Genomic DNA, 13,321 nt, shown 5'->3' on the forward strand with positions numbered 1-13,321 from the left:
CCACCACCGAAACTGCACAGGCACCCAAAACCACGCGACCCGAAGACCGCTTGGTAAAGCTTAAGGGTTTCCTCCAGGACGGCCGCGCCGAGCCCGATCACCGGTCCCGCTCGCTCGCCCGTCTCCCTGGCGGCCCGGTAAACATTACAAGCCCCGCCCAGCAACACCAAATCGGGGTACCGCGACGGCGCTCACACCGACAGATCTCCCGCAAAGAACTCCCTACGGTCGGCAGTGACGTGGGACTGTCCTGGGGATCGACCGCTCCGGCCGGCCGGGTGATGGAATCCCGGCGACGCCCTGACCCGGATGCTGGACGCACTGGGCGTACCCGCAGCGAAGATCCCTTCCGGCCGGCAGGCCGAGGCCGCTCTGTTCCACGGCCGCATGTGGGGCCGGCGCATGCTGGTGCCGCTCGACAACGCCCGCGGCGGCCAGCAGGTCCGCGACCTGCTGGCCGCCGGTGACGTGGCCGGGGCCCGCTGCTGCTGATCGCCGGCGGTCGTGACCACACGGTTCCGGAGGTGGTCGTCCGGTCGACGCTCAAGCAGTACCGGCACTCGCACGCCGTCACCGACATCGTCGACTTCCCGGACCGGGCCCACTCGCTGACCATCGACTCCGGTTGGCGCGGGGTCGCCGAGACCACGCTGACCTGGCTGAAGGGACAGAATCAGTGAAGACGTTGATGGCAGGAGTGGCGGCAGCCCTGATCGCGGCCGTGGCCTTCGTGGTTCCGGCCGCGGCCAGTGCGGGTGACCGGGTTCCGGCCGGGTTCACCGAGCAGAAGGTTCAGGTCGGGTCGGTCGACATCAACTATGTGCGCGCCGGTCACGGGCCGACGCTGGTGCTGGTGCACGGCTACCCGCAGACCTGGTACGGGTGGCACAAGATCATGCCCGCGCTGGCCGAGCGGTACACGGTGATCGCCCCGGACCTGCGCGGCGCCGGCAAGAGTGACGCGCCGGCCGGTGACGGGCCGGGCGGGAGCTGCCCGCCGAGGCGGTCGACGAGTTCCTGCGCCTGACCGGCCCGGATTCCGGTTCCCCGCTGGTCCTGGCGGAGATCCGGCACATGGGCGGGGCGCTCAGCCGGCCCGCCCAGGTGCCGAACGCGGTGGGCAACCGCGACGACGACGCGCTGGTCAACGTGTTCCTGGTCGCGGCCGGCGGCCCGCCCGACGCCGCGGTCCTGCACGCCTACGAACAGTAGGTGGTGGACGCGCTGGCCTCGTGGTCGACCGGCCGCCGGTACCTGAACTTCATGTTCACCGGCGAGGACGCCGCACTGGCCTTCCCCACCGAATCCTGGAACCGCCTGGCGGGAGTCAAGCACCGCTACGACCCGGACAACCTGTTCCGCATCAACCACAACATCACGCCAACCGTTTGGAAACACCATGGCGGTCCAGCCCGTTCGGGCTGGACCGGCATGGTGTGCTCCCGTCGACATCCAAGCCGTCCTCAAGGATGGCGATTCCAGCCATGCTGCGTTGCGGAAGACTTACGCTGGGCCGTCACCAGGTTCATCGGCACGGGCGGCAGCGGTTTCGGCGCCGTCCTGGGCGATTCCGGTCCGGCCGTCCCGGATCGCTTTCTCCAGCGCCGCTCTGATCCGGTCCGTCCGCTGCTCGAACGATTCCGTCCTGGCTACGGCGGTCACCTGATCGGCGTCGGTGCCGGTCAGTTCCGCCACGAGGTATTCGAGTTCGATGAGCCGGCAGTTCGTGCGGAAGGCGTGTGCTTCCAGGTCCCGTACCCGGATCTCGAGGTTCTTCCTGCTGATGTCGTCCTCCTCAGGACAGGCGCCACGCAGAACGCGGCACGCGGGATGTCTGCGATCACTTCGGCCGGACCGTAAGAGCCGGGTCCGACAAGAATTGCGGCCGATTCGGGCACCCGGTCATGAACGTCTCGGGCGGCGCACACAATTCATCGCTACGGTTCGCATCGCATCAGCCGTTCAGCCAGCGCCCGGCCGTCTGCGGCAAGGTGACGGGCTACAGGAACTCGTCGGCGCCGGCGATGTTCATCAGGCGCCGGATCGAGCGGTCGATCAGCGTGCCGAGCAGGTCCGATGACATTTCGTTGAGCACGTCGTCGAGCAGGTCGTCCTCGCGGGCGGCCAGATCATCCAGCAGAGTGTTGCGTTCGCCGCAGAGGCTCAGCAGATTGTCGAGCTCCATCATTCCTTCGATACGCCTGTTGTCCCACCTCCGGGAGCCGGCCACCAGTGCGGCGTATCGGGCATTCAGGGAGCGCTCGGCCTCTTCCTCCGAGCCCCATGGCGTACCGAATATGATCTCAGCTTTTTCTTGGACCACGCCCACCAGAAGGCAGCCCTGGTATCGACCGGGAAATTCGTGACGAATCTTTGAAAAGATCCGCAGGTTCGTAATTTCAAGCATTGCCGTCTCCTTTTTCGGGCTCACGACAGACGATTGCACACCCCCTTCTAGCCTGCTTCCGGTAGAGATTTGAAAATCGGACGACCAACAGAAGAGGACTCCGAATCGGGCAGCATGATGGGGTCGATAGGCACATCCTGAGAACTTCTTCGCCCATTGACCGATATTCCATTACGGATCGGCAACGAACCCAAGGTCTTCCGGTGCGGGGGCCCATGGCGACCAACTGGACAGCCTCACCGGCGCTCCGGCACCGCCGGGATCCGCACCGAGGCGATCGGCATCCCGTGTTCGGGCATCGTGCTGCGCCAGCGGTTACCGACCCCGCCACAGAGGGCTGCTGCTCGGGCACGGGACGCAGGTGCCGGTGTCACGGCGTACCGGAAAGGATCTCCTCGCCGTAGACCGCCCAGCCCGTGTCGCGGGCGCGTTTGGCCTCGTACATCGCGGCGTCGGCGCGGTGCAGGAGTTCGTCGGTGTCGGCGCCGCCGCCGGGGTCGCTCGCCGCTATGCCGATGCTGCCGCGGCAGCGGATCGTGGTGCCGGGGACCTCGACCGGCTCGGCCATCGCGGCGAGGATCCGGGTCGCCACCGCGATCGCGTTGTCCAGCGAGGCGATGTGGTGCAGCACCACGGCGAACTCGTCGCCGCCCAGCCGGCCGATCGTGTCCGAGCCCAGCACCGACCGCTGCAACGCGTGCGCGACCGCGACCAGCACGGTGTCGCCCGCCTGGTGACCGTGGGTGTCGTTGATCGGCTTGAAGTCGTTGAGGTCGATGAAGAGAACCGCCAGCCGATCACCATCGGTCAGGGCGGCCAGCGCCTGTTCCAGCGCCCGCACCAGCGCGCCCCGGTTGAGCAGGCCGGTCAGCACGTCGTGGGCGGCCTCGTGCTGCAGCAGGTCCTGGAACTCGCGGCGTTCTGTCACGTCCCGGTGGCTGACCACGAACCCGGCGACCGCCGGCTGCCCGGTCAGGTCACGCAGGGTCACGTCGTGCCAGTGCCAGCTGCCGTCGGCGTGCCGGGTGCGTACCTCGGTGCGCTGCTCCAGGGCGCCGCCGTCCCAGCACGCCCGGATCGCGCCCACGTCGTCCGGATGGATCAGCTGGAAGTAGTCGGAGCCGACCAGGTCCTCCGGCCGGTACCCCATCACCGCCAGCGCGGCCGGGCTGACCGAGTCGATCACCCCGTCCCGGCCCACCACGTTGATCACGTCGCAGGAGTCCTGCACCAGCGCCCGGTACCGTTCCTCCCGGCGGCGCAGCTGCTCGGCCGCGTCCTCCTCCACCCGGCGTGTCTCGGCGTTCGCCTGGCTGATGAAACGCCAGTAGGCGAGCTGCACCGCGCACATCGCGAGCACCAGCACCGCGTGCAGCAGGCCGAAGAAGACCGGATGTTCCCAGGCCCGGGGATCGGAGAAGACCATTTCGGGTACGAGGGTGCCGACGACCATGTGATGGACCGCGACCAGCGCCACCGACAGCACCAGAGTGAGCCATTCCTGGTACAGGCCGATCAGCCCGAGCACGATGAAGAAGCCGAAGTGCAGATCGGTCAGACCGCCACCGGCGTGCACCAGCGCCGCCGACCCCAGCAGCAGCCCCAGCGACACCACCAGCGAGCCGGCCCGGCGCGCGTCGACGAGGTTCGCCACGGCGGCGCAGATCCCGGTCGCCACCACCATCGCCCACATGATCACCACACCGTGTGTGTGCAGCGCATGCGGCCCGTCGATCATCTGGGCGATCCGGTCCCGGAACGCCGCCATCGCCACGAGCACCGGAACCAGCAGCGTCAACACGATCCGCAGGGCACGGTGCCGGGCAGCGAACGCCGCATCCGGCAGCTGCACGTCCGGCACGACCGCACGGATCCAAGCCCTCACACCTCTCTGATCGGACGCGACAGCTGTCCTGCTGAGCCCCAGCGCTGATCCAGCCCACCGAAAACGGTAGCGAACCCGCGGCCCATCGCTGGATTACCTCGCCAGACTGGTATCCGGCTCAGGGCCGCTGTGCGCCCATGCGATGAACCGCTCATGGAAGTCTGATGCTGCGTCGCAGGGGCGTAGCGGATCGTCACGGATCGCATCCCACATCTGCACTGCTAGGTAGATCGTCAGTGCCGACGGGAAGTTCCGGAATTCCTCCAGCAGTGACACGCGGGCCGCAGAGCACGGCCACGGGCCTGCACAGGCTCGACAGGTCCATGACGGTCGAGCAGGAAGGTGGAATGCCGTACCAGGCACCGGTTTCGACATGTCACGAAGCCAGTGCCGGTTGGCGTACAGCAGGGGAGAATGCCTGTCGAACAGCTCGATCCCGGCACGCGAAAATACCTAGATGTTCGCCTGCGTTCGGAGGCTTCGTCGGCGCGTAAGCGTTCCAGTGGGTGCCGTCCTGCTGGAGCCAACCCATCAGGACGCCCCGATAAAGGATCATGAAGCCAATGAGCGACGATGGGGTCAACGTCACCAGGTTCGGGTCAAGCACTCCAGCCACCGCGGCCTGGCCGACTGCGGTGTTCTCGCTCGTCTGCATGGTCACTGAGTCTCCAGGGTGTCGGGCCCGCGCCTTGTCCACTGAACTGCGAGCTGACAAGTGCGCGGGGGTACGAGAGGCGCTTCCTCAGGCAGCCCGAGCCAGATCCGGGAAGCAGTCCCCTGAGGGGTTGGCCATGTACCGATACTGGCCGCCCGGCGCCGAACAACCCATCATCCGCGGTAGTCCATTGAGGAGTAGCTTTCATCCGGCGACCGGATGAGCGACAGCAGCCTCGGGAGGTCCCTATGAGTAGCCGCTCAGCGCCGACCTTCGCCGTCCCGCCTCATCTCTGGGACCCCGACGGCATGCTCGATGCTCTCGCCGCCCGTGACATCGCCCAGATCTTCCGCCTTGTTCAGCGCGAGACGCGAGTCAGCCAAACTCATCTCGGTGTCGCAGTCGGTCTCAGCCAGGCCCAGGTCAGCGAGATCGTCGGTGGTAGCCGCCGGGTCAGCAGCATCGACGTGATGACACGTATCGCGACTGGCCTCCGCATGCCGGCCGAGGCCCGTGCCGTGCTCCTGCTCGGCAGTCGCAGCGACGGCACCATCCCGGCGGCGACCAGTGGTGTGTCCGCCGGTCCCCACCTCCAGGCCCTCGCCGACGACGTCTCGGCCGAGCGATTCGCCGACGTGGAAGCGGTCTACCCGAGCAGGTCGGAGTTCACCTCCAGCATGCCGCCGCATGCCCTCTTCGACGGCGCCACCGCTGTTCGTGCCGCCGGGCTGTCCCTCAATCTGATCTGCCAGCAGTACGCCGACAGCCGCCTCGCCAAGCTGGCCGAGGACGGTGCCCGGCTGCGCCTGCTCTTCCTCGACCCGGCTGGCACCGCGATCCGGCAGCGCGAACTCGAGGAGGGCATGACGGCCGGAACTCTCGGGGCTCTGACCGTTCTCAACCTGCAAGGCGTTCTGCGCGTACGCGACCGGCTGCCCGCCGACATCCGGGACCGCATCGAGGTCGCCACCTACGACCAGACGATCAGTGTCAACATCACCCTGATCAACGATTCGCTCTGCATCGCGCAGCAGTACCTGCCGTACGCGCGCGGCGTCGAGTCCCCCACGATGGTGATCAGGAAGCGGTGGACGGCTGCCGGGCTGTACCACGTGTACGAACGCACCTTCGACGAACTCTGGAGTGGTGGCCACCCCCGATGACCGACTACGCGGACCTGCTTCCGATCGCACACCGGGCCGTCGATCTCGCCCGGGACGTCATGCGCACCATGCAGCCGGGCACGCTCACCGCCAAGGGCGACCGCGACATGGCCTCCGAGGTCGACTATGCGATCGAGGACCAGGTTCGCGCTTTCCTCGCCGAGCAGACGCCGGGCATCGGGTTCCTCGGCGAGGAGCACGGCATCACGGGCGCCGACACCGGTCTGACGTGGGCGCTCGATCCGGTCGACGGCACCGTCAACTTCATCCATGGCTCGCCGCTCTGCGCCATCTCGCTCGGACTCATCGCCGGGAACCGGCCCGTCCTGGGCGTCATCGACCTGCCCTTCCTCGCAACCAGGTACTCCGCAGCAGAGGACATCGGCGCTCACGCCGACGGCGAGGTCATCACCGTGAGCACGACACGGCGGATCAGCGAGGCTGTCGTCGCCATCGGCGACTACGCCGTAGGTGCGGATTCCGCCGAGAAGAACCGGGACAGGTTCGCCCTGACCCGGCGACTCGCCGCCGACGTGCAACGCATCCGTATGCACGGCTCAGCCGCCATCGATCTCGTGTGGCTGGCCGAAGGCAGAGTCGATGCCGTCGTCATGCTGGCCAACAAACCGTGGGACACGGCAGCCGGTGTCATCATCGCTCGCGAAGCTGGCGCTGTCGTCGCCGACCGAGACGGATCACCTCATACGATCGCATCGGGTGCGACCATCGCAGCGAACGTCGAGCTTCTCCCCGCGCTTCTTGAAATCGTCAGCCATTCGGAAGAATGATCGCGCTCCCAAATCGGTGGGGAGGTGAACGCCGCCGTCGGTGGAACAAGAACATTGCTCGCATCTTTGGGATCAGGGTTTTCAATACCGGCCGTAGGGCATCAAGAGCGCCATGAGCCCACTGCGGATGTTTGCGCTGCCCGCGCACACCCGAGCCGAGCTCACCTGGCAGCTCGCCGACGACAAAGATCTGTTCAAGGTTCGCGAGGGAATCCTCGGCTATTTCGCGTCCGCGCACGGGAAAGACCCGGCATCGGTCGTCACGGCCGAGACCATGGGACTTGTCATGACCGAGCTCGCCGGTAACGCGCTGCGGCACGGAAAACCTCCCGTTACGGTACGGCTACTCAGGGACGACGACTGCTACATCCTCGACGTCAGCGACCACGCCACCGAACGCATCCCGCGGCAGCCCGGCCCGCAACGGGGTCTGCAAACCGGTGGTCGCGGCCTGCGGATCGCCCTCGCCATGGCCGAGGACGTCTGCTGGTACGTCGACGGAGACCTCAAACACGTCTGGGCGGCGTTCCGTTGAGCTGACACATTCACAGGTCGCCGACAGGTTTCCTGTCGCACCTCTGTGCTAGACACTGCAGGTGACCACCCCCTCTCACACCATCACCCACGACCGGACACCCACCGGCACGGTGCGGGTGATCCTGACCGGCGACTTCGACATGAGCATCGGCGACGCGCTGATCACCAGCCTCCGTGAGGCCGTCCTGCTGCCGGGCACCGATCACGTCGTCGTCGATCTGGAACACACCGGCTTCATCGACTCGCACATCGTCGCCAACCTCGTCGCCGGATACGAGGCGGCCGGCACGGCACAGCGCAGCTTCACGGTGATCAACGCCCACGGCATCGTCCAGCAGGTCCTCGACGTCACCGGCCTGTCCGAGGTCCTCTGCGCCTGAACCGGCCGGCGCTCATCGCGGGTCGTCGAAGCCCTCGCCGGCGCGTTCCCGGCGCAGGTGGGCCTCGGCCCGGCGGGCCTGCTCCCCGTCCTCCGCGGCCAGACCCGAATACATACCCCGCACCTTCTCGTACGGCTGGCCGGGCGGCAGCAACGGGACCGCCGGGTCGACCAGAGCCTCGATCAGTACGGGCCGGTCGGCTGCCAGCGCGGTGTCCCAGGCGCCGGCCATCTCGTCCGGTGCGGTGACGCGCAGGCCCCGCAGACCGAGCAGTTCCGCGTACCGGGCGTACGGCACGTCCGGCAGATCCTGCGACGCCGGGAACCGGGGCTCGCTTTCCGATTCCCGCTGCTCCCAGCTCACCTCGGCAAGATCACGATTGTTGAGTACGCAGATCACGAACCGTGGGTCGGCCCAGTCCCGCCACCGGGCGGCCACCGTCACCAACTCCGCGAGCCCGCTCATCTGCATCGCGCCGTCACCGCTGAGCACGACGACCGGGCGTTGCGGGGCGGCCAGTTTCGCGGACAGGCCGTACGGCAGACCACAGCCCATCGAGGCCAGCGTGCTGGACAGGTGCGCCGGAACCCCGGGCGGCAGGCGCAGATGCCGGGCGTACCAGTAGACGACCGATCCGACGTCGACGGCGACCTGAGCATCTCCGGGTAGCCGGTCGGACAGGCAGCGGACCACGTGCTGCGGATTCAGTGGTTCGGCGGGTGCGGCCGCCCGATCTTCCGCGATCCGGTGCCAGCGGCGCACCGACTCCCCGACCCGGTCGCTCCAGGCCTTGCGGGGACGCGCGGGCAACAGTTCCAGCAGCTCACGCAGTGTCTCGGCGGCGTCGCCGAGCAGCGGGACCTCGACCGGATACCGTACGCCGAGGCGCCGCCCGTCGATGTCGATCTGCACCGCCCGGGCCTGCCCGGGCGCCGGGTAGAACTCGGTCCACGGGTCGTTCGTGCCCACCAGCAACAGCGTGTCGCACTCGCGCATCAGCTCGTGGCTCGCCGTGGTCCCCAGATGTCCCATCACCCCGGTGTGCCACGGCAGTGTCTCGTCCAGCACCGGCTTGCCCAGCAACGAGGCGGTCACCCCGGCGCCGAGCCGGCCGGCGAGTTCCACGATCTCCCGCTGTGCGCCGTACGCCCCCTGCCCCACCATGATCGCCACCCGCTCGCCGGCGGCCAGCACCCCGGCCGCCTCCCGCAGATCCTCCGGCCGCGGCACCACCCGGGCCGGGCGCAGTCCCGGGCTCGTCACCAGCACACCGTGCTCGTGCTCCTGCGGGTCCGGAGCCGGTGCCGCCTGCACGTCGTGCGGCAGGATCACACACGTGGGGCTGCGCGTCGCCAGAGCGGTACGGAACGCCCGGTCGAGCAGCATCGGCACCTGCTGCGGGGTGCTCGCCTGCTGCACGAACTGCGCACACACGTCACCGAACAACCGCACCAGATCGATCTCCTGCTGGTACGCGCTACCCAGAACCGAGGACATCTGCTGGCCGACGATCGCCACCACCGGCTGGGAGTCGAGCTTGGCGTCGTAGAGACCGTTCAGCAGATGTACCGCGCCGGGCCCCTGCGTCGACAGGCACACACCGGGGCCACCGGTGTACTTGGCGTGGCCCACCGCCATGAACGCCGCCGCCTCCTCGTGCCGGGCCTGCACGAACTCCGGCCGCCCGGCACGACGCAGCGCGCCGATCACCCCGTCGATCCCGTCGCCGGAGTATCCGAAGACCCGCTCGACACCCCAGGCGGCCAAGCGGTCCACCACCACGTCCGACACCGTGCGCTCAGCCATCGCTAGCCCTCCCTCGCCGAAGGCCGCTGACTACCCGCGGCGAGGACGCTCAACCCCCGGGTTCACCAGCGGCGGGTCGCGAAGATGTCGTCCTTGCCGTTGGTGTCGTTCGGGACGAGGTTCGTCGCGCTCGAGCGGTAGACGGCCAGGCGGCCGTCATGGCTGAGCACGCCGCTGTCCGAGCCTTCTGCCTCGGCACCCGCGCTGGTGAGCGACACCCGCTCGGTGACGGCGCTCGCCCGGTCGTACACAAAAAGGTCTCCGGTCCAGTTGGTGTCACCGGTGACGACCTGGCTGGAGTTGGACCAGAAGGCGATCGAACCGCCGTCGCCACTGATCGCCGGGGAGGACGCCCAGCCCGAGCTGAGGGGCTCACCGTTCGCGCGCCGGGAGACCAGGGTGGACTCGGCGGTGACGGCGTCGTGCAGGTAGACGTCGATCTCGTCGTTGCCGTCGGCCGGGTCGAACCCGCCGGTGGTGGAGTAGCTGACATACCGGCCGTCGGCGCTGAGCGACGGGTCGCTGTAGATCCAGAAGTCGGTCAGCTGTGTGCCGGCGCTGGTCACGGTGATCCGCTGGATGCCGCCGGTGGTCAGGTCCTTGAGGAAGATGTCCTCCACGTCGTTGGTGTCGCCGGGCACCAGGTTCGCGGCACGTGAGGCGAACGCGACGTGCCGGCCGTCGGCGGTGAGAACACCGTCCGAGCTGGACGCGTCCGCCTGCGTGCCGTCGGCGGACGTGGAGACGATCCTCGTCCCGCCGGTCTGGCGGTCGTGCAGGAAGATGTCGTCGTACCAGCCGTTGGCGTCCGGCACGATGTCCTCGGAGCCGGATCGGAACGTCACATACCGCCCGTCGCCGCTGATGCTGGGGAACATGCCGCCCCGCGACCCGACCGGGATCTGCTCGGTCTGCCCGGCGATCCGGTCGTACACGTAGATCTTCGGACGCTCGGCGCTCGTGCCGACCCACGAGTCGTAGGTGACGAATCGGCCGTCGGCGCTGATCCTGGCACCGCCGGAGTCGCCCGCCGCACTCTGGGAGATCAACTCCAGCGAGCCGGTGTCCCGGTCGGCGAGGAAGACGTCCTGCTTGCCGTTGGTGTCGCCGGGCGTCAGGTTCGATGCCTCCGACTGGAACACCACGAACCGGCCGGCGGCGTCGACGGACGGCACGATGGAGCTCTCGTTGCCCTGGGTGCCGTCCGCGGCGACCGAGACCAACTCGGTGCCGACGACAGCGGCGCGGGCGGGCACCGGAAGTGCGATCACGAGCCCGCCGGTGACGGCGAGACTGCAAAAGCTTGCGGACAGCGTACGGCGCATAGCTGGTGTTTCCTTCCCCCGTTTGATGTTGCCGGGCAAAGGTATCAGCTTTGATGAATGCCTCTGGTTTCGAGGAGGAGCGCTGATGGAGTTCGGTCAGGTGTTGCGAGGGCGTCGCATGGTTCGCGCCTACCGTCCGGATCCGGTTCCGGAGGACGCGCTGGAGCGTGTGGTCGGTGTGGTGCGCCGCGCACCGAGTGACGGGTTCGCCCAGGGCCATCGGATCGTGGTGGTCACCGGCGCGGCGAAACGGGCGGAGCTGGCGGCGATCGCCGAGCCCTGGTATCTGGAGAACGGCCACCAGCCGTGGATCTCGCAGGCGCCGGTGCAGCTTGTGCTCGGGGTGCGTGAGGCGTCCTATCACGAGCGCTACCAGGAAGGTGACAAGCTGGCGGAGGGTGACAGCGAAATCCCGTGGCCGGTGCCGTTCTGGTGGTTCGACGCCGGGGCCCTGCTCGTGCTGCTGCAGCTGGCCGCCGCGAACGAGGGGCTGGCCACCGGTTTCTACAGCCCCGCTCCCCCGGAGGAACTCGCCGCTCTGGCCGCTGTCGCCGCACTACCCGACGATGTCAGCCTCACCGGCGTGGTGACACTCGGCTACGCCGCCGACGACCCGGCCGTGCCGAGGGCCGCACTGGCCCGCCGCCGTAAACCCCTCGACGAACTGGTCACCCGCCTCGCCTGAGCCGATATCAGCGTCTCAGCGGGCCGGTGGCTGCGGCACTGTCGCGGAACTGTTTGGGGGAGGCGCCGTTGACGCGGCGGAAGGCGGTGCTGAAGGCGCTCTCGGATTCATAGCCGGTGGCGGCGGCCAGTTCGGAGATGGAACGGGTGTTGCGGCGTAGTGCGTCGCGGGCCAGGGTTTGGCACAGGCGGGCCTTTTGTTAAGCGGTCGTGGGTTTTAGTGTGTTTTCGTGGCTCTTGTTCGTCTGGCTCCGGCTGTCGGGTATGTCGGGGCGCATCCGGTCACGGTGCGGCGGCGGGCGGACGACGGCCGGGAGCGCCGGTTCGGCACCAGGGCTTTGTCGTGACGGTCACGCTGACCGCGACCGCGACCTGCACCGCCGGCGCGGCCCGGGTGGTGTTCGGGACGCCGGAGAAACCGGGGCTGCAGCAGCCGGTGAGCCGGCGGGTGCTGCTGGAACGTACCGGGTTTCTGACCATGCTGGTTCAGCAACTCGCCAGCGGGCTGCTGACATCGGTGTGGACCGAACAGCATCTCGACCAGCTCGCGTCCGGTGTCGATGCTGAGGGTAGGAGGCTGCCGCCGAAGGGGTGGATGGCGCTGCGCCGGCTCGGCTGGACCCCGCTGGCGCCGGCGGGTTTGCGAGTGCCGGACCGGGTTCGCCGGGCGGCTGGGGAGGAGACCGCCCGGGCGTTACGGCTGGCGTTGCACCGGCGTGCCGTCACCGCCGCGATCGTCGCCGCTTGGCCGGCTGACCCACGGCGCCGCACCGCCGACGAGTGGGCTCTGCTGCGCCGGCACCTGCCCGCCGGCACGGACAATGCCACGGTCCGTAACCGGACCCGGCAGATCGCATCCTTCGTCGCCCGCCACGGGCGTCTGCCGGACGGGTTCACCGAACTCGAAACCCCGCCGGCCATTCCGGCTCAGGTGTTGCTCGCGGCCGCGGACCGGCAACTCGTGCGCGTCGAACGCCTCGACGGATACCGGGCCAGGTTGTGGGTGCAACTCCCGATGGTTCCTGCCCCGGTCTCGTATCGCGACTGGGCCTGGCACGACATTATTGTGCCGCTCCCGCCGACCGTCGGCCCGACAATGAAACTGTGTACCCCCACCTTGCGGCCCCGCGATGGGAAGGTCCGTTTCGACCTGCCGTTCGATTCGGTGGTCGAGGCGGCGCCGCTGGCCGGGCACACGCGGGCGATCGGTGCGGACTGGGGCTACAACACCCTGCTCACCGCCGTCGTGGCAGAACCTGGGCCGGACGACACAGTCGTGTGTTCCGGGCGTGCGTTGCGGTTTGACGCGGCGGGGGTGTCGCGCAAACTCGACCGGCTGCGCCAGCATCGCGAAACCCTGCAGACGAAGATCACCCACCTGGAGAGGCTCGCCGCCGGCCGGCACTCCGGCCTCGACCCCGCATCCACGGCGAAACTCGACCTACTCCGGCGAGAGCACCAACAGGTTTGCGCCCGGATCCGGAACCTCGGCCGGGCGCTGGCCTGGTCGGCCGCGCGGTGGCTGATCGACCAGGCCCACGCCGCCGGCGCCACCGTCGTCTACCTCGAAGACCTGACCTCCATGGAAGCCCCGGGCAGCTCGAAAGCCTGGAACCGCAGGCTGTCCAATGCGACCCGCGGCGTCTTGGCCGACGCCGTCCGGCACCTCGGCATGCGGGAACACGTCGCGG

The 13,321-nt window shown here is 68.4% G+C and carries 17 protein-coding genes; 11 read left to right on the top strand and 6 right to left on the bottom strand.

Features of this window, described 5'->3' with window-relative positions; all coding sequences use genetic code 11:
• Nucleotides 1-309: 309 nt before the first annotated feature.
• Genes Aco03nite_RS51500 through Aco03nite_RS51520 form a run of 5 tightly spaced genes read left to right on the top strand, consistent with a single transcriptional unit; the run spans nucleotide 310 to nucleotide 1,860 of the window.
• On the top strand, nucleotides 310-492 hold the full coding sequence (locus Aco03nite_RS51500) for a hypothetical protein (protein WP_203810433.1): 183 nt from the start codon (nucleotides 310-312) through the stop codon (nucleotides 490-492).
• Nucleotides 493-524: 32 nt separating this feature from the next.
• Nucleotides 525-680, top strand: a complete 156-nt coding sequence (locus Aco03nite_RS51505; protein ID WP_203810435.1) for a hypothetical protein — start codon at nucleotides 525-527, stop codon at nucleotides 678-680.
• A complete protein-coding gene (locus Aco03nite_RS51510) occupies nucleotides 677-1,027 on the top strand; it encodes an alpha/beta fold hydrolase (protein ID WP_239146142.1) in 351 nt (116 codons plus the stop codon). The genes Aco03nite_RS51505 and Aco03nite_RS51510 overlap by 4 nt, the downstream gene beginning before the upstream one ends.
• Nucleotides 1,028-1,074: 47 nt before the next feature.
• A complete protein-coding gene (locus Aco03nite_RS51515) occupies nucleotides 1,075-1,212 on the top strand; it encodes a hypothetical protein (RefSeq protein ID WP_203810437.1) in 138 nt (45 codons plus the stop codon).
• Nucleotides 1,213-1,860 (top strand): BBE domain-containing protein, encoded by a 648-nt coding sequence (locus tag Aco03nite_RS51520; protein ID WP_203810439.1) that lies wholly within the window; start codon nucleotides 1,213-1,215, stop codon nucleotides 1,858-1,860.
• Nucleotides 1,861-1,999: 139 nt separating this feature from the next.
• On the opposite strand, the gene Aco03nite_RS51525 is transcribed toward Aco03nite_RS51520, so the two are convergent.
• From Aco03nite_RS51525 to Aco03nite_RS51535, 3 genes are all read right to left on the bottom strand, one after another.
• Entirely contained in the window at nucleotides 2,000-2,407 is a 408-nt protein-coding gene (locus Aco03nite_RS51525; RefSeq protein ID WP_203810441.1) for a hypothetical protein, read from the bottom strand.
• A gap of 370 nt (nucleotides 2,408-2,777) precedes the next feature.
• On the bottom strand, nucleotides 2,778-4,292 hold the full coding sequence (locus tag Aco03nite_RS51530) for a sensor domain-containing diguanylate cyclase (RefSeq protein WP_203810443.1): 1,515 nt from the start codon (nucleotides 4,290-4,292) through the stop codon (nucleotides 2,778-2,780).
• A 376-nt stretch (nucleotides 4,293-4,668) separates the two neighbouring features.
• On the bottom strand, nucleotides 4,669-4,953 hold the full coding sequence (locus tag Aco03nite_RS51535) for a hypothetical protein (RefSeq protein WP_203810445.1): 285 nt from the start codon (nucleotides 4,951-4,953) through the stop codon (nucleotides 4,669-4,671).
• A 242-nt stretch (nucleotides 4,954-5,195) separates the two neighbouring features.
• Here Aco03nite_RS51535 and Aco03nite_RS51540 point away from each other — a divergent pair, with 242 nt between their 5' ends.
• The 4 genes from Aco03nite_RS51540 to Aco03nite_RS51555 all read left to right on the top strand — a co-directional run bounded on the left by Aco03nite_RS51540 (nucleotide 5,196) and on the right by Aco03nite_RS51555 (nucleotide 7,815).
• On the top strand, nucleotides 5,196-6,110 hold the full coding sequence (locus tag Aco03nite_RS51540) for a DUF5919 domain-containing protein (protein ID WP_203810447.1): 915 nt from the start codon (nucleotides 5,196-5,198) through the stop codon (nucleotides 6,108-6,110).
• Nucleotides 6,107-6,898 (top strand): inositol monophosphatase family protein, encoded by a 792-nt coding sequence (locus tag Aco03nite_RS51545; RefSeq protein WP_203810449.1) that lies wholly within the window; start codon nucleotides 6,107-6,109, stop codon nucleotides 6,896-6,898. Before Aco03nite_RS51540 ends, Aco03nite_RS51545 begins: the two co-directional genes overlap by 4 nt.
• A 112-nt stretch (nucleotides 6,899-7,010) precedes the next feature.
• Entirely contained in the window at nucleotides 7,011-7,433 is a 423-nt protein-coding gene (locus Aco03nite_RS51550; protein WP_239146143.1) for an ATP-binding protein, read from the top strand.
• A 61-nt stretch (nucleotides 7,434-7,494) separates the two neighbouring features.
• Complete coding sequence (locus Aco03nite_RS51555) at nucleotides 7,495-7,815, top strand: STAS domain-containing protein (RefSeq protein ID WP_203810451.1); 321 nt, start codon at nucleotides 7,495-7,497, stop codon at nucleotides 7,813-7,815.
• Between the two features lie 12 nt (nucleotides 7,816-7,827).
• Here Aco03nite_RS51555 and Aco03nite_RS51560 read toward each other — a convergent pair whose 3' ends face one another.
• Both Aco03nite_RS51560 and Aco03nite_RS51565 read right to left on the bottom strand, forming a co-directional pair.
• On the bottom strand, nucleotides 7,828-9,621 hold the full coding sequence (locus Aco03nite_RS51560) for a thiamine pyrophosphate-requiring protein (RefSeq protein WP_203810453.1): 1,794 nt from the start codon (nucleotides 9,619-9,621) through the stop codon (nucleotides 7,828-7,830).
• Between the two features lie 62 nt (nucleotides 9,622-9,683).
• The gene (locus Aco03nite_RS51565; RefSeq protein WP_203810455.1) at nucleotides 9,684-10,892 is read right to left on the bottom strand and encodes a TolB family protein; all 1,209 of its coding nucleotides are present in this window, start codon (nucleotides 10,890-10,892) and stop codon (nucleotides 9,684-9,686) included.
• A gap of 139 nt (nucleotides 10,893-11,031) precedes the next feature.
• Here Aco03nite_RS51565 and Aco03nite_RS51570 point away from each other — a divergent pair, with 139 nt between their 5' ends.
• A complete protein-coding gene (locus Aco03nite_RS51570) occupies nucleotides 11,032-11,631 on the top strand; it encodes a nitroreductase family protein (protein WP_203810457.1) in 600 nt (199 codons plus the stop codon).
• 7 nt (nucleotides 11,632-11,638) lie between these two features.
• Here Aco03nite_RS51570 and Aco03nite_RS54995 read toward each other — a convergent pair whose 3' ends face one another.
• Nucleotides 11,639-11,818: a helix-turn-helix domain-containing protein gene (locus Aco03nite_RS54995; RefSeq protein WP_203810465.1), complete on the bottom strand. Its 180-nt coding sequence runs from the start codon at nucleotides 11,816-11,818 to the stop codon at nucleotides 11,639-11,641.
• A 155-nt stretch (nucleotides 11,819-11,973) separates the two neighbouring features.
• Between Aco03nite_RS54995 and Aco03nite_RS51580 the strand changes: the two genes are divergently transcribed.
• On the top strand, nucleotides 11,974-13,321 hold a 1,348-nt coding region (locus tag Aco03nite_RS51580), incomplete at its 3' end, for a hypothetical protein (protein WP_203810459.1).

Origin of the sequence: Actinoplanes couchii (genome assembly GCF_016862075.1) — a bacterium.
Lineage (GTDB): Bacteria > Actinomycetota > Actinomycetes > Mycobacteriales > Micromonosporaceae > Actinoplanes > Actinoplanes couchii.

What these genes read in the sequence shown, in the direction of transcription:
- Aco03nite_RS51500 (WP_203810433.1), top strand. Translation starts at nt 310, where the DNA reads ATGCTGGACGCACTGGGCGTACCCGCAGCGAAGATCCCTTCCGGCCGG.
- Aco03nite_RS51515 (WP_203810437.1), top strand. Translation starts at nt 1,075, where the DNA reads ATGGGCGGGGCGCTCAGCCGGCCCGCCCAGGTGCCGAACGCGGTGGGC.
- Aco03nite_RS51525 (WP_203810441.1), bottom strand. Translation starts at nt 2,407, where the DNA reads ATGCTTGAAATTACGAACCTGCGGATCTTTTCAAAGATTCGTCACGAA.
- Aco03nite_RS51545 (WP_203810449.1), top strand. Translation starts at nt 6,107, where the DNA reads ATGACCGACTACGCGGACCTGCTTCCGATCGCACACCGGGCCGTCGAT.
- Aco03nite_RS51550 (WP_239146143.1), top strand. Translation starts at nt 7,011, where the DNA reads ATGAGCCCACTGCGGATGTTTGCGCTGCCCGCGCACACCCGAGCCGAG.
- Aco03nite_RS51570 (WP_203810457.1), top strand. Translation starts at nt 11,032, where the DNA reads ATGGAGTTCGGTCAGGTGTTGCGAGGGCGTCGCATGGTTCGCGCCTAC.
- Aco03nite_RS51560 (WP_203810453.1), bottom strand. Translation starts at nt 9,621, where the DNA reads ATGGCTGAGCGCACGGTGTCGGACGTGGTGGTGGACCGCTTGGCCGCC.
- Aco03nite_RS51540 (WP_203810447.1), top strand. Translation starts at nt 5,196, where the DNA reads ATGAGTAGCCGCTCAGCGCCGACCTTCGCCGTCCCGCCTCATCTCTGG.